Here is an 18,784-nt window from a genome sequence, read left to right as displayed (position 1 = left end):
GGCTTGTATACTTTGTTGCCGATTCTTGATTTAGAGTGACTAGATCTTTAAATCGTCGCCGCGTCTACAAACCAAGTCATTCTCGCTGAACCTAGCATCTCGAGGTTACTTGGGTATAAACACAAACACTTGGGCATGGAATGAAGCAATCAATCAACTGTTAGCGATAAACTGCTCGCGTAACTTCTCAATTTCGTCACGCTTTTGCGCTGCTAATTCAAATTCCAGATCTTGAGCATGTTGGTACATCGCCGCTTCTAGACGACTGATCTCTTTCTCCAACTGCTGTGGAGACATAATTTCGTAGGTTTGCGAAGGCTCTGCCACTTTCGATAACGGAACTTGCTTAGTGTTCCGTTGACGTTTGGACTTAGTGATATCCCCCAGCTCCATAATGTCTTTGATATTGCGCTTCAAGGCTTGAGGTTCAATGCCCATCTCTGCGTTATATGCCTTTTGCTTCTCACGGCGACGATCCGTTTCGTCCATTGCTTTCTTCATCGATTTAGTGATCGAATCTGCGTAAAGAATCGCTTTACCTTTGATGTTACGAGCTGCACGCCCAATGGTCTGAATCAATGAACGCTCTGAACGCAAGAAGCCTTCTTTATCTGCATCCAAGATCGCCACCAGCGATACTTCGGGCATATCGAGACCTTCTCGCAACAAGTTGATCCCTACCAACACGTCGAACTCACCTAAACGAAGGTCGCGAATAATTTCTACACGCTCAACGGTGTCGATATCTGAGTGAAGGTATCGAACTTTCACATCGTGCTCGTGAAGGTATTCGGTCAAGTCTTCTGCCATACGCTTGGTTAACGTTGTCACCAGAACACGCTCATCTTTCGCCGCTCGAATGCGAATTTCAGACAACAAGTCATCAACTTGAGTCGATACCGGACGTACTTCCAATTCCGGATCGAGCAGACCCGTTGGGCGTACAACCTGATCAGCAATCTCATCGGCCGATTTTTCCAGCTCGTAGTTACCTGGTGTCGCTGATACAAATATCGTTTGTGGAGAAATCGCCTCAAATTCTTCAAACTTCATCGGACGGTTATCCAATGCTGAAGGTAAACGGAAGCCAAACTCCACCAACGTCTCTTTACGCGAACGGTCACCTTTATACATCGCACCAATTTGTGGAACCGTAACGTGCGATTCGTCGATGATCAGTAAACCATCATGAGGTAAGTAATCGAATAGTGTTGGGGGCGGCTCACCCTCCGCTCGACCACTTAAGTAACGGGAGTAGTTTTCGATACCTGAACAGAAGCCTAGCTCGTTCATCATCTCAATATCGAACTGAGTTCGTTGGCTGATGCGTTGTTCTTCTAGAAGCTTGTTGTTATCTAGCAACTGCTTCTTGCGAACTTCAAGCTCATCTTTGATGCTTTCAATCGCATCAAGGATACGATCACGCGGGGTCACATAGTGAGTCTTTGGATAGATGGTATAACGTGGTAAGTCACGCTGTTTCACCACTCCAGTCAGAGGGTCGAATACGCTAATGCAATCCACTTCATCATCAAACATTTCGACACGGACCGCATCTTGGTCTGATTCTGCCGGAAAGATATCAATCACTTCACCACGAACGCGGAACTGACCGCGTTCGAATGCAACGTCATTGCGAGAATATTGCAACTCTGCAAGACGGCGCAGCATATCACGTTGATCAATCACATCTCCACGGCGCAGGTGCAACATCATTTGCAGATACGATTCCGGATCACCCAAACCATAAATAGCCGATACCGACGCTACGATGATCGCATCTTTGCGTTCTAGTAAGGCTTTAGTGGCCGATAAACGCATTTGCTCAATATGAGCGTTAACTGAAGCATCCTTTTCAATAAAGGTGTCCGTCGTTGGAACGTATGCTTCGGGTTGGTAGTAATCATAGTAAGAGACGAAGTACTCTACGGCATTATTTGGGAAGAAGGCTTTCATCTCACCATACAGCTGAGCTGCCAGCGTTTTGTTTGGTGCAAGGAGGATGGCAGGACGCTGCGCTTGCGCAATCACATTTGCCAACGTGAATGTTTTACCTGAGCCAGTTACACCCAATAGCGTCTGATGAGCAAGACCTGCGTCTAACCCTTCCAATAACTGTTTGATAGCGGTTGGCTGATCACCAGATGGTTGATACTCAGAGACCAGTTCATAAACTTTACTCATACCCTTCCTCAAATTTACTGCACTTTGGCTGTATATATATACACCTTATTAGATGAAATCTACGTCTATTTTAGATTTATAGCTCATTGTTACTAATTTTTGTGCTTTCTCTATTTTGATCTAGCCTTAGTCTGGTGACTCTGTTATAGTCTTTCGCCCTACTTGGTGATACTCCCCAAATCATCACAATTTAGTTTCCACAACTTTTCCCCAGAAAGACCTAATATTATCCTTTATCCCCAAAAGGCTAAATTTTATCCACTTTAACTAATTCTGCGTCAATCTAAATAAATCACTGTTTTATTTGCTTATTCAGTGCCTATTTCTGCTTAAAAATTCAAAACAAAACAACACTGTTGCATATAAAAGATCTTTACTCAGATCTCATCAACATAGTTATCCACAAATTTGGTGGATAAGTAACTCCAGCCCTTTACTGGCAAGGATTACAAGAAAGTAAAGATAAAATTCCATTATTTTTTACTAGAAATGTGTTTTTTAGGTGTTGACAGAAATATAGGTGCTCGGTAAGATTCGACCCGCTTTCAAGCAAAGCAATTCCTCCTTAGCTCAGTCGGTAGAGCGACGGACTGTTAATCCGCAGGTCGCTGGTTCGAATCCAGCAGGAGGAGCCAAATTCCAGACAAAGCCGTGTCGAAAGACGCGGCTTTTTCGTATCTGCTCCTCTAGAATCTCAGCACAAATAAGCTTAGTAAATACAGTTACACAATCTCTTCATACACACCGCTTCTTCCTAATTCGAATGACGGCAAATCTGCTCATTACTCTGTTTTATACCCAAGTAACCTCGAGATGCTAGGTTCAGTGAGACTGACTTGGTTTGTAGACGCGGCGGCGATTTAAAGGTTTAGTGGGTCTAAATCAAGAATCGGCAACAAAGTATACAAGCCAAGGCAGCTCGCCCTTTGGGAGCGTGTCATTGACCCGATTGCTGCGTCAAACAACTTGGAAAGAGCTGGCTATTACACTGCGTTGTTTTCCTTACTCTCGAATCAATGACAACGCTCTGAATCCTGCATCTTGAAGTCACTTGGGTATACTTTTAATTCGCCGATAAATTCACGATACCAAGCATTAAATGTGTGGTTCCAAAAGCAAAAGCCAACCATAAACCCATGATTTAAATATTAATGCATTTTAATCATTTAAAAAATGAAAAGCATTCATTTTACTCATAGATGGTAAGTCCATACGATTGAAAGGGTTAAGAATGGTTCCGTCCTACTCGTCGCCTCCATTCTATTTATCAATAACTTAGGGATTTACTAATGACTATTCCGACGACTGATATGCTTGACGCATGGACTGGATTCGCTGCTGGTGAATGGCAAAATGCTGTCAACACTCGTGACTTCATCCAAAAAAACTACACCCCTTATGAAGGAGACGAGTCCTTCTTAGCTGAGGTAAGTGAATCTACGTCAGCATTGTGGAACCAAGTGCTTGAAGGCATTAAACAAGAAAGCCGCACACACGCGCCTGTTGATTTCGATACCGCTCTGCCATCAACAATTACTTCTCACGATGCGGGTTACATCAACAAAGATTTAGAAAAGATCGTTGGCTTACAAACCGAACAGCCACTCAAACGTGCCATTATCGCCAATGGCGGCATTCGTATGGTGAAAAACTCGTGCGAGGTGTACGGTCGAGAGCTAGACCCAACCGTAGAAAAGATCTTCACCGAATACCGCAAAACTCACAACAAAGCGTGTTTCGATCTGTACACCAAAGAGATCCTAGCGTGTCGTAAATCAGGCATCATTACTGGTCTTCCAGATGCTTATGGTCGTGGACGTATCATCGGTGATTACCGACGTATCGCCCTTTACGGTATCGAATTCTTAAAAGCAGATAAAAAAGAGCAATACAACTCAACACAAACTTTCCTAGAGCGTGGCAGTGATCTTGAAAAGACACTTCGCCTGCGTGAAGAGATTGCCGATCAAGTTCAAGCACTTGAAGACATTCGTCAAATGGGTCTGAAATACGGCATTGATATGTCGCTACCCGCAAAAACAGCACAAGAAGCGATTCAATTTACCTACTTTGGCTACCTAGCGGCGGTTAAATCACAAAATGGCGCTGCAATGTCATTGGGTCGAACATCAACCTTCTTAGACGTTTATCTAGAACGCGATATCGCAAATGGTTTGATTGATGAATCACAAGCGCAAGAGATGATCGACCACTTCATCATGAAATTGCGCATGGTTCGCTTCCTGCGTACACCAGAATACGATTCACTGTTTTCTGGTGACCCAATCTGGGCAACAGAAGCCATGGCTGGGATGGGGGTAGATGGTCGCACGCTCGTAACTAAAACGACATTCCGCTACTTACATACATTGCATACTATGGGACCAGCACCAGAGCCAAACATGACGATCCTGTGGTCAGAGCAATTACCAGAGACGTTTAAGCAATACGCAGCAAAAGTGTCAATTGATACGTCTTCCGTTCAGTACGAAAACGACGATCTGATGCGCCCAGATTTCAATAACGACGATTACGCGATAGCTTGTTGTGTGAGTCCACAGATTGTTGGTCAACACATGCAGTTCTTTGGCGCACGAGCCAACCTTGCAAAAGCGCTGCTATACACAATCAACGGCGGCATAGACGAGAAATCTAAAGCGCAAGTAGGTCCATCTGTAGAAAAAGTTCAAGATGAAATTCTCGACTTTGACGCACTAATGCCGCGCTTCGATAACATGTTGGAATGGTTAGCGACTCAATATGTCACTGCGTTGAACATCATCCATTACTCGCATGACCGTTACAGCTACGAAGCGTCATTAATGGCACTGATGGATCGTGACGTACATCGAACCATGGCGTGTGGTATTGCGGGTCTATCTGTGGTGGCAGACTCTTTAGCTGCAATCAAATTCGCAACAGTGAAACCGATTCGAGACGAGAATGGCATCGCCGTTGATTTTGAAATCGAAGGTGACTACCCGAAATTCGGTAACAATGATCCACGCGTTGATGACATCGCTTGTGATCTAGTAGAGCGCTTCATGAAAAAAATTCAGAAGATGCACACTTATCGTGAAGCTGTGCCAACTCAGTCGATCCTAACCATCACATCTAACGTGGTTTACGGCAAAAAAACGGGTAACACGCCAGATGGTCGCCGCGCAGGTATGCCGTTTGGTCCAGGTGCAAACCCAATGCATGGTCGTGATGAAAAAGGAGCGGTTGCTTCGTTAGCTTCGGTTTCCAAACTGCCGTTTGCTTACGCGAAAGATGGCATTTCTTACACCTTCTCAATTGTACCCAACGCATTAGGTAAAGATGAGTCAAGCCAGAAGAAGAACCTTGCAGCACTAATGGATGGGTACTTCCATCATGAAGCAAGCAATGAGGCTATTGCGATTGAAGGTGGTCAGCATCTCAATGTTAATGTTCTCAACCGAGAGATGCTGTTAGATGCGGTTGAACATCCTGAAAAATACCCTCAATTGACGATTCGAGTGTCTGGTTACGCAGTACGTTTTAACTCGCTAACGAGAGAGCAGCAACAAGACGTTATCAGCCGTACCTTTACAGAAAAACTGTAAGTCAATTTAGAAACGTTAACCTTAGCTCATCCCCCTGCCCATTAGGGGTATGAGCATTTTCTATTTCGTTTTATCCAAGAAATGAAGAGTGAAGCCGCCAGCAAAGCGTGCGTTAAATCAGTAACAAAAATTGCGTTTTCCTTTGTTAACAACCATTCACCAAACTTTTCAATTTCTTATTAATCCATCCACTCACATCACATACACGTATAATTTTCCATCGGGTGCATAAAACCACACCGTTCTTTGGTTGTTATTGGTGTCACAAAACACGATAATATTGGGATCGGATTTTAAGAACGTAATAACTATGACCGAATATATTTTGTTGTTGGTCGGCACTGTGCTGGTGAACAACTTTGTACTGGTGAAGTTTTTGGGCTTGTGTCCTTTTATGGGCGTGTCTAAAAAACTGGAAACAGCAATTGGCATGGGCTTAGCTACAACTTTTGTACTAACGCTCGCGTCTGTGTGTGCATACTTAGTGGAAAGCTATGTTTTACGTCCACTGGGCATCGAATATCTACGAACCATGAGCTTTATTTTGGTGATCGCTGTTGTTGTACAGTTCACCGAAATGGTCGTGCACAAAACCAGCCCGACGCTTTATCGTCTGTTGGGTATCTTCCTACCATTGATTACAACGAACTGTGCTGTTTTGGGTGTTGCCCTGCTTAACATCAATGAAAACCACAACTTCATTGAATCGATCATTTACGGTTTTGGTGCGGCAGTTGGCTTCTCTTTGGTATTGATCCTATTTGCCTCAATGCGTGAACGTATTGCTGCAGCTGACGTACCTGTACCGTTTAAAGGTGCTTCGATTGCGATGATCACCGCAGGTCTTATGTCTCTTGCCTTCATGGGCTTTACTGGTTTGGTGAAGTAGACAATGAGTACTATTTTAATTGCGATCATTGCCCTTGCAGCGCTTGCCGCTGTATTTGGGGCCATACTCGGTTTTGCGTCGATTCGCTTCAAAGTAGAAGCCGACCCGATCGTCGATCAAATCGATTCTATTCTTCCTCAAACTCAGTGTGGTCAGTGTGGCTACCCAGGTTGTCGTCCGTACGCAGAAGCGATTGCTAACGGCGATCAAATCAACAAGTGTCCCCCAGGTGGTCAAGCGACCATTGAAAAACTGGCGGATTTGATGGGTGTCGAAGCGGAAGAGTCGGCACACGACCTCGACAACAAAGTCAAAACGGTTGCCTTCATCCATGAAGACATGTGTATCGGTTGTACCAAGTGCATTCAAGCGTGTCCTGTGGATGCGATTGTCGGTGGTACCAAAGCGCTTCATACCGTGATCAAAGACGAGTGTACGGGTTGTGACTTGTGCGTTGCTCCTTGTCCAACCGACTGTATTGAAATGATTCCTGTGGAAACCACCACAGAGAGCTGGAAGTGGAAACTTAACGCCATTCCAGTGGTTAACATTACGGATGCTGCCAGTGCAGCGAACGTGACTGATTCAATTAAATAAGGTTTCGTATGTTGTCTTTGATTGAACAAATTCGTACTGGTTCGCTATGGGATTTCCCAGGTGGCGTGCATCCGGCAGAAAACAAAAAGCAATCCAACAAAACTGAATTGGTTCATGCAGCCATTCCGTCGGAAATCGTCCTACCTCTAAAACAACACATAGGTAAAGCAGGTAATCTATTGATTGCTGTTGGCGATAAGGTGTTGAAAGGTCAGCAACTAACGGCGTCAGACAGTGGCTTTACCGTTCCGGTTCATGCACCAACTTCCGGTCAAGTGACGGCTATTGAGCCACGAACCGTTGCTCACCCATCGGGTTTGAGCGAACTGTGCGCAGTGATTACACCTGATGGTAACGATGCTTGGTGTGAGAAAACGCCCGTTGCCGATTACACTCAAGAATCCGCTGATGCGTTAATCGATGTGATTCGCCTTGCTGGTATCTCTGGCATGGGTGGCGCAGGCTTCCCTACTGCTAAGAAGATCCAATCGGGTATCGCACGTACCGAAATTCTTATTGTCAACGCAGCCGAATGTGAGCCTTACATCACCGCCGATGACAAACTCATGCAAGAACATGCTGACGAATTGATCCAAGGGATCGAGATCGTCGAGCATATCCTTAAGCCAAAACTGACCATCATCGGTATTGAAGATAACAAGCCAGCAGCAATCAAAGCACTGGAACAAGCGGCGATGAACAAAGACATCGTGATCCGCGTTATCCCAACCAAATACCCTTCTGGTGGTGAGAAGCAGCTCATCAAGATTTTGACCAATAAAGAAGTTCCTAGCGGTGCTATCCCTGCCGATATTGGCATCCTGGTTCAAAACGTTGGTTCTCTCTACTCAATTAAGCGTGCAGTGATCGATGGCGAACCTGTAGTAAATCGCATCGTGACTCTGACGGGTAAGACCTTCAAGCAACCACGTAACGTTTGGACGCTTCTTGGCACGCCAGTACAAGCACTTTTAGACGAGTTTGGCTACAAAGCAGATAAAAAACTGCAGCGTCTGATCATGGGTGGTCCAATGATGGGCTTTACCCTACCTCACGCTCAGGTTCCTATCACTAAAACGGCAAACTGTATTCTGGCACCGAAACGTCGTGAGATCGCCTCTGACCAACACGAAATGGAATGCATTCGTTGTAGCCAATGTGCTGAGGCATGCCCTGCCTCACTACTGCCACAGCAGCTCCAGTGGTATGCGAAAAGCCAAGAATACGACAAGCTGGAAGAGCTGAACTTAAAAGACTGTATTGAATGTGGTGCGTGTGCATTTGTGTGTCCAAGTGAGATTCCACTGGTTCAATATTATCGTCAAGCGAAAGCTGAAATCCGTACTCGCGCTCAAGAAGCGGCAGCCGCTGAACGAGCTAAACTGCGCTTTGAAGAGAAAAAAGCGCGTATGGAACGCGAAAAAGCAGAACGTGAGAATCGCTTCAAGAAAGCCGCGGATGATCGTCGTAAAGACATGAAAGCATCTGGTGGTGACGATGCGATTGCAGCAGCGATCGCTCGTGTGAAAGCGCAAAAAGAGAACGCTGAAGCGAAAGCGGAACCAGCAGTGAAACCAGCGGTTGCTGCCGCGATTGCCAAAGCAAAAGCAAAACAAGCTGCAGCAGCTCAATCTGGCGCAGCAGAACCTGATAACTCAGAAATGGCGAAGCTACGCGAAGAGCGCAAACGTATTGCTCGTGAGCGTAAAGCACAAAAAGAGCAAGGTGCCACATCTGAGGATAATGCTGACGATAAGAAGTCTGCAGTTGCAGCCGCTATTGCCCGTGCAAAAGCCAAGAAAGCTCAGCAAGAAGACACATCAACACCTGCTGAAGCTGGTGACAAGAAAACAGCCGTCGCGGCAGCTATCGCCAGAGCTAAAGCGAAAAAAGCACAACAAGAGGATTCAACCGAACCTGTAGAATCAGAAACGTCTGAACAGCAAGGTGGTGATCCTAAGAAAGCTGCTGTAGCTGCTGCCATTGCTCGTGCAAAAGCGCGCAAAGCTCAGCAAGAAGCACAAACAGAATCTGTTGAAACGGGAGCACCTGCAGAACAAGCGGAAGATCCGAAGAAAGCCGCAGTTGCTGCAGCGATTGCTCGTGCAAAAGCGCGCAAAGCTAAGCAAGAAAACTCTACAGAACCTGTAGAAACGGAAGCTCCTGCTGAACAAGCTGAAGATCCGAAAAAAGCCGCTGTTACCGCAGCCATTGCTCGCGCTAAAGCACGCAAAGCTCAGCAAGAAGCACAAACAGAATCTGTTGAAGCGGAAGCGCCTGCAGAGCAAGTTGAAGATCCAAAGAAAGCCGCAGTTGCCGCTGCGATTGCTCGTGCTAAAGCACGTAAGGCTCAGCAAGAATCACAAGCTGAATCCATTGAAGAAGCGCCTTCTGCAGAGCCAGAAGTGGATCCGAAGAAAGCTGCAGTTGCCGCTGCCATTGCCCGCGCTAAAGCACGTAAGGCTCAGCAAGAAGCACAATCTGAATCCGTTGAAGAAGCGCCTTCTGAAGAGCCAGAAGTGGATCCAAAGAAAGCTGCAGTTGCCGCTGCCATTGCCCGCGCTAAAGCACGTAAGGCTCAGCAAGAAGCACAATCTGAATCCGTTGAAGAAGCGCCTTCTGAAGAGCCAGAAGTGGATCCGAAGAAAGCTGCAGTTGCCGCTGCGATTGCCCGCGCTAAAGCGCGTAAGGCTCAGCAAGAAGCGAATAAGAACAATACTGAGGAGAACGAGTAATGTCGTTTTTTATTGCCAGTTCACCACACGCTCACAGCCGTCGTAGTACGCCTGATTTGATGAAATGGGTAGCGCTGTGTGCAATTCCTGGCTTAGTGGCTCAAACCTACTTCTTTGGTTGGGGCACCATCATTCAACTTGTGTTCGCTATTGCGGTCGCGGTGTCGCTAGAAGCGCTAGTCATGCTTGTGCGTAAGCGTTCACCAATGCGTGCACTTCGTGATAACAGTGCCATCGTGACAGCATGGTTATTAGCCGTTGCTATCCCACCATGGTCTCCGTGGTGGATCATGGTCATCGGCTTGATTTTTGCCATCGTGATCGCGAAGCACCTATACGGCGGTATTGGTCAAAACCTATTTAACCCAGCGATGGTCGCCTACGTGGTGCTACTTATCTCCTTCCCTGTCCAGATGACAAGTTGGAGCGCACCTGTTTCATTGATGTCTGAGCACGTTAGTTTTGCAGACGCGTTATCTCTGATCTTCACTGGTTATGATTTTGATGGCTTGTCACTACAACAAGTTCGCGCTGGAGTGGATGGCGTGACAATGGCAACCCCATTAGACGCATTTAAAACCGGTATCCACACTGGTGCGACACCAAGTGAAGTGCTATCACAACCTATGTTTGGTGGTCTTGCTGGTATCGGTTGGCAATGGGTAAACCTTGCTTACTTAGTCGGTGGACTGGTTATGATCAAAAAGCGCATCATCCAATGGTACATTCCTGTTGGCTTCCTAGGCAGTTTGGCGCTGTTTAGCACAGTATTTAGCTTAATCACACCAGGAGAAACTGCTTCACCAATCTTCCACCTACTTTCGGGTGCTACGATGTTGGGCGCATTCTTTATCGCAACTGATCCTGTATCAGCATCCACTACCGTGAAAGGTCGTTTGATTTTTGGTGCGCTGATTGGTGCATTGGTATTTATTATTCGTAGTTGGGGCGGTTTCCCAGATGGCGTTGCCTTTGCCGTTCTGCTTGCCAATATGTGTGTACCGTTGATCGACTACTACACCAAACCAAGAACTTACGGTCACTGAGGTAAACATGTTAACCGCTATTAGAAAAAATGGTCTGACACTTGCGATCTTCGCCTGTGCTACAACCGGTCTTGTGGCACTGACTCAGTACCTAACAAAAGATCAAATTAAACTTCAGGAACAAAAGCAATTGCTGTCGGTTCTTAACCAAGTGATTCCGGAAGAAATGCATGACAACAATCTTGTTACAGCGTGTACGATGGTGTCAGCGCCCGATCTAGGTACGGTTCGAGCGATGCCAACTTACATCGCAACTAAAGATGGTCAACCAACGGCAATGGCGATTGAATCCATCGCTCCAGATGGCTACAACGGTGAAATCAAAATCATCACTGGCATCGATAACCAAGGTAAGATCCTTGGTACTCGTATCCTAAGCCATCAAGAAACACCGGGGTTGGGCGATAAAATCGATTTACGTGTTACCGACTGGATTTTGAGTTTCACGGGTAAACAAGTGACAGAAAGTAACTGGAATTCTTGGCGCGTTCGTAAAGATGGTGGCGATTTCGATCAGTTCACTGGTGCTACGATTACCCCTCGCGCAGTAGTGAAAGCGGTAAGAAACACGGTAAACTATGTTAATAAATCTCGTGATGAGATTCTGAACCAGCCCCTAGACTGCGCAGGAGGCAACCATGAGTGAAAATAAACTGCTAATGAAAAACGGCATGTGGAGTAATAACCCAGCCCTAGTGCAACTTCTGGGTTTGTGTCCTCTACTTGCGGTTTCTTCCACCATTACCAACGCGCTTGGTTTGGGTATTGCGACTTTGTTGGTGCTTGTCGGTTCGAACGTGACGGTTTCACTGATTCGTAACTACGTACCAAAAGAAATCCGTATTCCCGTTTTCGTTATGATCATTGCTTCTTTGGTAACTTGCGTTCAACTGCTCATGAATGCTTATGCCTACGGCTTGTATCTATCTCTTGGTATTTTCATCCCTCTGATCGTAACCAACTGTATTATCATTGGTCGTGCGGAAGCTTACGCATCTAAAAATGATCCACTGCCAGCAGCACTAGATGGTTTTTGGATGGGCCTGGGAATGACAACTGTACTGGTTGTGCTTGGCGCAATGCGTGAACTTATCGGTAATGGCACCCTGTTTGATGGTGCAGACCTACTCCTTGGCGATTGGGCTGCAGCACTGCGCATTCAAGTATTCCACTTCGATAGCAGCTTCCTACTTGCATTATTACCACCAGGCGCTTTCATCGGGGTAGGACTTTTGATAGCGTTGAAAAATGTTATCGATAGCTCAATTCAGGCACGTCAGCCAAAAGAAGAAAAACCAGCCATTGAGCGTGCTCGCGTAACTAACGCATAATGTAAAAATTCTAAAATCAAGGCTCTACCACTCGTAGGGCCTTTTTCATAAACCGCAAAGACGGGTTTGGAAGTCAGCAATGAACAAAGTCAAAAGAATTGAAATTCTCGAACGATTAAGAGAAAACAATCCTAATCCTCAAACGGAGCTCAATTGGAGCACTCCGTTTGAACTCCTTATCGCCGTACTGCTTTCTGCGCAAGCGACAGACGTAAGTGTGAACAAAGCAACAGATAAGCTCTACCCAGTTGCCAACACACCACAGGGCATTCTTGATTTGGGCGTTGATGGTTTAAAGGAATACATCAAAACCATCGGTCTGTTTAACTCAAAAGCCGAAAACACCATTAAGACTTGTAAGATCCTGCTCGAAAAACACAACGGTGAAGTGCCAGAAGATCGCGCAGCGCTTGAAGCGTTACCCGGTGTGGGTCGTAAAACAGCTAATGTTGTACTGAACACCGCATTCGGTTGGCCAACAATTGCGGTAGATACGCATATCTATCGTGTTTCGAACCGGACAAAGTTTGCGATGGGCAAAACTGTCGACGATGTGGAAGAAAAACTTCTTAAAGTGGTGCCAAAAGAGTTTAAGCTTGATGTACACCATTGGCTGATCCTTCATGGTCGCTACACCTGTGTTGCACGAAAGCCGCGTTGTGGTAGTTGTATCATCGAAGACCTGTGTGAATTCAAAGATAAAGTGTATCCAGACGAATAACCCTGTCTGAAACAATCGCTAGGAGCAAAAAAATGTCAAACGGTCGAATTCTTCACACCATGCTGCGCGTGGGTGACTTAGACAAATCTATCAAGTTCTACACTGAAGTAATGGGCATGCAATTGCTTCGTACCAATGAAAATAAAGAGTACGAATACACCCTTGTATTTCTTGGCTACGGAGATGAGTCTCAAGGTGCTGTCATTGAACTAACGTACAACTGGGGCACAACTGAGTATGACCTAGGCTCTGCATTTGGTCACATTGCGATCGGTGTAGACGATATTTACTCAACGTGTGACGCGATCAAAGCGGCAGGTGGGAACGTAACTCGTGAGCCGGGTCCAGTTAAAGGCGGTACAACCCACATCGCTTTTGTCAAAGACCCCGATGGTTACATGGTAGAACTGATTCAAAATAAACAAGCTTCGGCAGGTTTAGAAGGTTAATCCCTTTCTCTATTGAAACATGTCATGTTGTTGCAGGCAGGTCTGAGACCTGCCTGTTGTTTATAAACAAATTGCTTTACTTGATAATGGTTATCGTTTAGATTTGTCAGCAACATCGATATGTGGGATAACGATAATGATCAGTGAATGGGAAAAACACACACTTCTAGCCGATACAGCACTTCAACTAGATGACCCTGTTCGCAGCATTCTTCATTACCAGCAAGCCCTTAGCCTGAGTGAAGATATTAGCGAATGCGTGGAAATAGAAGCCGATGAGAGACTATTGATTTCGGTGATTTCATGCCACAACCTAGCTCAGTTTTGGCGTTGGGCAGGTGATACAGAGTACGAGCTCAAATACCTTCAGTTAGCGTCTGAAAAAGTACTGACACTGATCCCTCAGTGTCCAAACAAAGATTGCGCAAGCTTTATTGATTCAATTGGATGCTGTACAAAAGCCTTGATTGACTTTATGAAACGCCATCCAAACCCAACGATTGCCAAACAAGTTGAGAAGATTGATACCGCGACGAATTGTGAGATTATCGCCAAGTTCCGACTCAACTAATTTTCGGCAATAAGCCAATACGATTAACAATAGTATTCAAACAACGTCAAATAGCGACAAAAACGCCAGAGTTTATTCTCTGGCGTTTTTTATTGTGTCAAATGTCAGATTAAACCTGAGTTCGCCCAAGTGAAATCACTACACGACGGTTTTTATCTTTGCCAATTGGTGAGCCATTGTCTGCGATCGGGCGACGCTTACCATAACCTTGGACCTGAATCCGATCACCAGATAAACCAAGAGACTCAAAGTATGTACGCAGCGATTCAGCACGTCGCTCCGATAAGCTTTGACTTGCGCTCTTACCGTCAGTTGAATCGGTGTAGGTCGCCACCAGCACCAAATCGATATCTTGATTGTGACGCACATAATCTGCGATTTGCGATAAGCGTTTCTTCGATGCTTTGGTGAGCTGATCCCCTTGGCGTTCATAATGAAGGATCGTAAACGCAATATCCTCGAAGCTGTACTTCAACAAGTTAGAAATACAGTCACTAAACGCGTTGTATTTGTTCTGAAATAGTACCGATGACAACGCCACTTCAATACGCTGATCCCGACTCTGCCAATCTTGGTAGCTAAACGTTGGGTAACGTCCCTTTTCTAACTCAGAAAGAATGCCCCAAGCGGTTTGCCCACCAACATAACCATCAAACTGTTTGAAGAACTTGAGGTTAGTAATGCGATCTGCATGCTCGCCGGGACGCCATGGAGGAGGCATAGAAATCAAACTGACATTACGTGTTTCACCCATAGGTCGACGCATCTTCAGCTCAAAATCCAAGTTTATCTTTTTACTCGCACGAGACGAAAATACCGCATCACCAAACCCAGGGATAGGATGCACAAGCTGGCACTCCAATGGCGTATTCATCACCATCTCCCACTGTGATTGTTGCGGTGTGGCGACATAACGCTTGCCCATCGACGCAAAACTGTTTGCGCTAAGCAAAGACATCACGATACCACTGGTTACTAGCCATTTATTCATCTAGGTACATCTCTCAAACGGCAATCTATTGCCGCTTACTTGAATCAATTGAAAACATGCAGAACAATGCAAAAATCCCGCCAACATGGAATTTACAAGTGGTTATAAGGAGTTAACGCTCACTTTGGCAAGTGCATATACCCAAGTAACATCGAGATGCTTGCTTCAGCGAGAATGACTTGGGTATAAAATGGTAAATAACATCACGAGAATAACAGGTGACCAGCTCCCTTGTTTTTGGTTATAACCCTCACTGGTTAATGGGGAATAGAATTCTACATTTCTCCCAAATTGCGGTTTTTCTCATCGGTAGAATCTGCAATAATGCAGCCTTCGTCACACAAATATAAGCCAACATGACAATAGAAAATGAAGCTCTAACCCTGAAAAAGCGTTTTCGTGGTTATTTTCCAGTGGTAGTAGACGTTGAGACCGCAGGTTTCAATGCTCAAACTGATGCACTTTTAGAAATCTGCGCCGTCACCCTAAGTATGGATGAAAATGGCGATCTGCATCCTGCCTCAACCATTCATTTTCATATCGAACCTTTCGAAGGCGCGAACTTAGAAAAAGAAGCGCTGGAGTTTAATGGCATTCGTGACCCATTCAGCCCTCTTCGCGGTGCAGTTTCCGAACAAGAAGCACTTAAAGAAATCTACAAACTGATTCGCAAAGAACAAAAAGCAGCAGACTGTTCGCGTGCCATCATGGTTGCACACAACGCCGCTTTCGACTTAGGTTTTGTTAATGCAGCGAATGAACGCTGTAAACTTAAAAGAGTCCCTTTCCATCCATTTGCCACTTTTGATACCGCAACATTAAGTGGGCTTGCTTATGGTCAAACTGTTCTCGCTAAAGCATGTAAAGCAGCAGGGATGGAATTCGACAATCGTGAGGCACACTCAGCCCTCTACGATACACAACAAACTGCAGAGTTATTCTGTGGCATCGTCAACAAATGGAAGGCCCTAGGCGGTTGGCCGCTTGTAGACGAAGAATAATAAGTAAACACAACATATTAGGAAAAGTATGAATCCTGTCGTTATATCTGTGTGCGTCATGCTCGTGTTAGCATTGATGCGCGTGAACGTGGTGGTTGCCCTCACGTTTAGTGCCATCGTTGGTGGCCTTGTTGCAGGCATGAGCCTTGGGGATACCGTTGCTGCATTTGAAAGCGGTCTGGGTGGCGGTGCGACTATCGCGCTAAGCTACGCAATGCTAGGTACTTTCGCTGTTGCAATTTCTCGTTCTGGCATCACTGACCTTTTGGCAAAAAGCGTTATCAAACGCCTAAATGGTAAAGAGAGCTCTGCGTCGACTACGGGTCTAAAATACGCTGTATTAGTTGCTCTTGTACTTGTTACCATGTCATCTCAAAACGTGATTCCGGTACATATCGCCTTCATTCCAATTTTGATTCCACCTCTTTTGGGCGTATTCGCTAAGCTGAAGTTGGACCGTCGTTTGGTTGCTTGTGTGCTTACCTTTGGTTTGATCACGCCATACATGGTTCTACCAATAGGTTTTGGTGGCATCTTCCTAAACAACATCCTATTGAAGAACTTACATGACAATGGTCTAACAGATGTCGTGGCAAGCCAAGTTCCAACGGCAATGCTGTTGCCGGGCGCGGGTATGTTGTTTGGTCTTCTAACTGCAATCTTCTTTAGCTACCGTAAGCCTCGTGAATACAAAGAAACTGAACTGACCGTTGTTCAAGAATCTGAAGAGAAGCTAAACAAAAAACATATTGTGGTTGCAGGCTTAGGTATTCTTGCTGCGCTAAGCGTACAGCTATACACGGGCTCAATGATCATCGGTGCACTAGCTGGCTTCATGGTGTTCACTTTCGGTGGTGTTATCGCATGGAAAGAGACGCACGACGTGTTCACTAAAGGTGTACACATGATGGCAATGATTGGCTTCATCATGATTGCGGCGGCAGGTTTCGCTGCAGTAATGAAGCAAACCGGTGGCGTTGAGACGCTTGTACAATCGCTATCAACCAGCATCGGTGACAACAAGCCTCTTGCAGCACTATTAATGCTGATCGTTGGTCTGTTGGTAACAATGGGTATCGGCTCATCGTTCTCTACGATTCCAATCCTTGCAACTATCTATGTGCCGCTTTCACTAGCATTTGGTTTCTCACCGATGGCGACAATCGCACTAGTAGGTACAGCAGCAGCACTAGGTGATGCAGGCTCTCCGGCTTCTGATTCAACGTTAGGTCCAACATCGGGTCTAAACGCAGATGGTCAGCACGAGCACATCTGGGAAACCGTAGTGCCGACATTTATCCACTACAACATCCCTTTGATCATCTTCGGTTGGATTGCTGCAATGGTGCTGTAGTCGCATCATTTAAATGGATACAATTCGTTACGAAAAAGCCGCTCATTGAGCGGCTTTTTGTTATTTGGGCTTTGAAACCAGTTTCAGTTTACTGCGCTGGCATGTTGTCGATGATGCGCTCACGGATAAGCTTTAACGTATTTTCTGTCGACAAATAGTCCACTTCAATCGGGAAGTAAGCGTCGTTAATTTGCAGTACTAAACTCGGGTAAGAATTGACACCCAAGCTCTTTGCAAGACTGAGTTGGTCTTGGAAAACACCTTCCAGCAAAGTGCCATCCATATCATTCTTAAACTGTTGGACGTTTAAGCCAATCTCTCTTGCGAGTTGCAGATGGGTTGCTTCTTCATGAGGAGGCATCGCACGTAAATAGTAAGCGTGCTGAATCGCTTCCAGCATTTGCTCATAAGAGTCTTGGAAACCTGCAGCGATAACTGCACGGCAAGATTGGTAAGTACTACGTACTGGTGTACACAACGTCCAGAAATCGTAGTTAAACTTGGTACCAAGCTGACTTTCGATTTGCTTCCAAATCTGTTCAATCTTTTGCTGCATTTCCGGAGGCATCGGCAGATTAGTATCTGGCGCAAGCCCACCCATAACATACTCAAACTGAATCACACCTGGCAGTTGCTGCTTCAATTTTTCGATGGTTGGTTTGTAGCCCCAACACCAGCTGCACATTGGATCATGTACGTAGTAAAGCTTCAAGTTCATTCCACTAACCTAAAAAAGAAAAAGGAGCCAATGCGGCTCCTTTGTATTCTATCGCCAAATGTGAGTATTTACGAATTACTCAGCGTCACCTTCAACGCGTGCCGCAGCTTCTTTGATAAGAGGCTGAAGTTCACCTTTTTGGAACATTTCCAAAATGATGTCACAACCACCGATCAGCTCACCTTCAACCCACAGTTGTGGGAATGTAGGCCATTGAGCGTATTTTGGTAGCTCAGCGCGGATATCTGGGTTTTGTAGAATGTCTACGTAAGCGAACTTCTCACCACATGCCATTAGAGCTTGTGCTGCTTGAGAAGAGAAACCACAGCTAGGTAGTTTCGGTGATCCTTTCATGTACAGCAGGATTGCGTTTTCAGAGATCTGCTGTTTGATTTTATCGATAGTTTCCATCGCTTCCTCATTCATGGACGTGAACTTTAATTATTGCCACATTCTACTCAATAAACACAGAATAAAAACCATATAATTAGTAAGTCTTTGCCCCTTTCCTCTTAAAATATTTTCATATCGGGGTTTTAATAAAGTAAAAACTTGCTAAAATACTTTTCAAGTCAGTCGTAACGACTACATATAAATAAAAACACTGGAA

16 protein-coding genes and 1 tRNA gene are annotated in these 18,784 nt (G+C 45.4%); 13 read left to right on the top strand and 4 right to left on the bottom strand.

The genetic code is table 11. The annotated features are described in order from the left end of the window. Window positions 1-153 precede the first annotated feature (153 nt). A complete protein-coding gene (uvrB, locus tag ABMY42_RS07525) occupies window positions 154-2,184 on the bottom strand; it encodes an excinuclease ABC subunit UvrB (protein WP_349266166.1) in 2,031 nt (676 codons plus the stop codon). Window positions 2,185-2,743: 559 nt separating this feature from the next. Between uvrB and ABMY42_RS07520 the strand changes: the two genes are divergently transcribed. The 11 genes from ABMY42_RS07520 to ABMY42_RS07470 all read left to right on the top strand — a co-directional run bounded on the left by ABMY42_RS07520 (window position 2,744) and on the right by ABMY42_RS07470 (window position 14,110). After that, window positions 2,744-2,819 (top strand) — tRNA-Asn (locus ABMY42_RS07520). Between the two features lie 654 nt (window positions 2,820-3,473). After that, window positions 3,474-5,771 carry a formate C-acetyltransferase gene (pflB, locus tag ABMY42_RS07515; RefSeq protein ID WP_009702726.1) on the top strand — a complete coding sequence of 766 codons (2,298 nt, stop codon included), beginning with the start codon at window positions 3,474-3,476 and terminating at the stop codon, window positions 5,769-5,771. 310 nt (window positions 5,772-6,081) lie between these two features. Continuing rightward, complete coding sequence (rsxA, locus tag ABMY42_RS07510) at window positions 6,082-6,660, top strand: electron transport complex subunit RsxA (protein WP_005425202.1); 579 nt, start codon at window positions 6,082-6,084, stop codon at window positions 6,658-6,660. A gap of 3 nt (window positions 6,661-6,663) precedes the next feature. Continuing rightward, window positions 6,664-7,257 (top strand): electron transport complex subunit RsxB, encoded by a 594-nt coding sequence (gene rsxB, locus ABMY42_RS07505; RefSeq protein ID WP_005444686.1) that lies wholly within the window; start codon window positions 6,664-6,666, stop codon window positions 7,255-7,257. A gap of 8 nt (window positions 7,258-7,265) precedes the next feature. Then, window positions 7,266-9,992, top strand: coding sequence for an electron transport complex subunit RsxC (gene rsxC, locus ABMY42_RS07500; protein WP_349266165.1), 2,727 nt, complete (start codon window positions 7,266-7,268; stop codon window positions 9,990-9,992). Further along, the gene (gene rsxD / locus ABMY42_RS07495; RefSeq protein WP_009702728.1) at window positions 9,992-11,038 is read left to right on the top strand and encodes an electron transport complex subunit RsxD; all 1,047 of its coding nucleotides are present in this window, start codon (window positions 9,992-9,994) and stop codon (window positions 11,036-11,038) included. Before rsxC ends, rsxD begins: the two co-directional genes overlap by 1 nt. A gap of 7 nt (window positions 11,039-11,045) precedes the next feature. Then, window positions 11,046-11,684, top strand: coding sequence for an electron transport complex subunit RsxG (rsxG, locus tag ABMY42_RS07490; protein ID WP_005444679.1), 639 nt, complete (start codon window positions 11,046-11,048; stop codon window positions 11,682-11,684). Further along, window positions 11,677-12,369, top strand: a complete 693-nt coding sequence (locus ABMY42_RS07485; RefSeq protein ID WP_009698515.1) for an electron transport complex subunit E — start codon at window positions 11,677-11,679, stop codon at window positions 12,367-12,369. The genes rsxG and ABMY42_RS07485 overlap by 8 nt, the downstream gene beginning before the upstream one ends. Before the next feature lie 79 nt (window positions 12,370-12,448). Beyond that, on the top strand, window positions 12,449-13,090 hold the full coding sequence (nth, locus tag ABMY42_RS07480) for an endonuclease III (RefSeq protein ID WP_005444675.1): 642 nt from the start codon (window positions 12,449-12,451) through the stop codon (window positions 13,088-13,090). 32 nt (window positions 13,091-13,122) lie between these two features. After that, window positions 13,123-13,539: a lactoylglutathione lyase gene (gloA, locus tag ABMY42_RS07475; protein ID WP_274876350.1), complete on the top strand. Its 417-nt coding sequence runs from the start codon at window positions 13,123-13,125 to the stop codon at window positions 13,537-13,539. 136 nt (window positions 13,540-13,675) lie between these two features. Then, on the top strand, window positions 13,676-14,110 hold the full coding sequence (locus tag ABMY42_RS07470; RefSeq protein WP_005444671.1) for a DUF2753 domain-containing protein: 435 nt from the start codon (window positions 13,676-13,678) through the stop codon (window positions 14,108-14,110). 109 nt (window positions 14,111-14,219) lie between these two features. Here the strand turns inward: ABMY42_RS07470 and ABMY42_RS07465 are convergent, their stop codons facing one another. Further along, on the bottom strand, window positions 14,220-15,101 hold the full coding sequence (locus tag ABMY42_RS07465) for an OmpA family protein (RefSeq protein ID WP_009698518.1): 882 nt from the start codon (window positions 15,099-15,101) through the stop codon (window positions 14,220-14,222). 356 nt (window positions 15,102-15,457) lie between these two features. Between ABMY42_RS07465 and rnt the strand changes: the two genes are divergently transcribed. Both rnt and ABMY42_RS07455 read left to right on the top strand, forming a co-directional pair. Beyond that, a complete protein-coding gene (gene rnt / locus ABMY42_RS07460) occupies window positions 15,458-16,102 on the top strand; it encodes a ribonuclease T (protein WP_009698519.1) in 645 nt (214 codons plus the stop codon). Between the two features lie 28 nt (window positions 16,103-16,130). Further along, a complete protein-coding gene (locus ABMY42_RS07455) occupies window positions 16,131-17,456 on the top strand; it encodes a Na+/H+ antiporter family protein (protein ID WP_005444668.1) in 1,326 nt (441 codons plus the stop codon). 88 nt (window positions 17,457-17,544) lie between these two features. Here ABMY42_RS07455 and ABMY42_RS07450 read toward each other — a convergent pair whose 3' ends face one another. Further along, window positions 17,545-18,174, bottom strand: coding sequence for a DsbA family protein (locus ABMY42_RS07450; protein WP_049536816.1), 630 nt, complete (start codon window positions 18,172-18,174; stop codon window positions 17,545-17,547). A 75-nt stretch (window positions 18,175-18,249) separates the two neighbouring features. Further along, a complete protein-coding gene (locus ABMY42_RS07445; RefSeq protein WP_005444666.1) occupies window positions 18,250-18,585 on the bottom strand; it encodes a Grx4 family monothiol glutaredoxin in 336 nt (111 codons plus the stop codon). Window positions 18,586-18,784 lie beyond the last annotated feature (199 nt).

Source organism: Vibrio sp. SSH13-20, assembly GCF_040104475.1.
GTDB lineage: Bacteria > Pseudomonadota > Gammaproteobacteria > Enterobacterales > Vibrionaceae > Vibrio > Vibrio harveyi.
The sequence above is the reverse complement of the archived record's forward strand: the minus strand, read 5'-3'. Positions and strand labels throughout refer to the sequence as shown.

Coding starts and splice junctions, on each gene's coding strand:
- uvrB (WP_349266166.1), bottom strand. CDS start 2,184: ATGAGTAAAGTTTATGAACTGGTCTCTGAGTATCAACCATCTGGTGAT.
- pflB (WP_009702726.1), top strand. CDS start 3,474: ATGACTATTCCGACGACTGATATGCTTGACGCATGGACTGGATTCGCT.
- rsxA (WP_005425202.1), top strand. CDS start 6,082: ATGACCGAATATATTTTGTTGTTGGTCGGCACTGTGCTGGTGAACAAC.
- rsxB (WP_005444686.1), top strand. CDS start 6,664: ATGAGTACTATTTTAATTGCGATCATTGCCCTTGCAGCGCTTGCCGCT.
- rsxC (WP_349266165.1), top strand. CDS start 7,266: ATGTTGTCTTTGATTGAACAAATTCGTACTGGTTCGCTATGGGATTTC.
- rsxD (WP_009702728.1), top strand. CDS start 9,992: ATGTCGTTTTTTATTGCCAGTTCACCACACGCTCACAGCCGTCGTAGT.
- rsxG (WP_005444679.1), top strand. CDS start 11,046: ATGTTAACCGCTATTAGAAAAAATGGTCTGACACTTGCGATCTTCGCC.
- ABMY42_RS07485 (WP_009698515.1), top strand. CDS start 11,677: ATGAGTGAAAATAAACTGCTAATGAAAAACGGCATGTGGAGTAATAAC.
- nth (WP_005444675.1), top strand. CDS start 12,449: ATGAACAAAGTCAAAAGAATTGAAATTCTCGAACGATTAAGAGAAAAC.
- gloA (WP_274876350.1), top strand. CDS start 13,123: ATGTCAAACGGTCGAATTCTTCACACCATGCTGCGCGTGGGTGACTTA.
- ABMY42_RS07470 (WP_005444671.1), top strand. CDS start 13,676: ATGATCAGTGAATGGGAAAAACACACACTTCTAGCCGATACAGCACTT.
- ABMY42_RS07465 (WP_009698518.1), bottom strand. CDS start 15,101: ATGAATAAATGGCTAGTAACCAGTGGTATCGTGATGTCTTTGCTTAGC.
- rnt (WP_009698519.1), top strand. CDS start 15,458: ATGACAATAGAAAATGAAGCTCTAACCCTGAAAAAGCGTTTTCGTGGT.
- ABMY42_RS07455 (WP_005444668.1), top strand. CDS start 16,131: ATGAATCCTGTCGTTATATCTGTGTGCGTCATGCTCGTGTTAGCATTG.
- ABMY42_RS07450 (WP_049536816.1), bottom strand. CDS start 18,174: ATGAACTTGAAGCTTTACTACGTACATGATCCAATGTGCAGCTGGTGT.
- ABMY42_RS07445 (WP_005444666.1), bottom strand. CDS start 18,585: ATGGAAACTATCGATAAAATCAAACAGCAGATCTCTGAAAACGCAATC.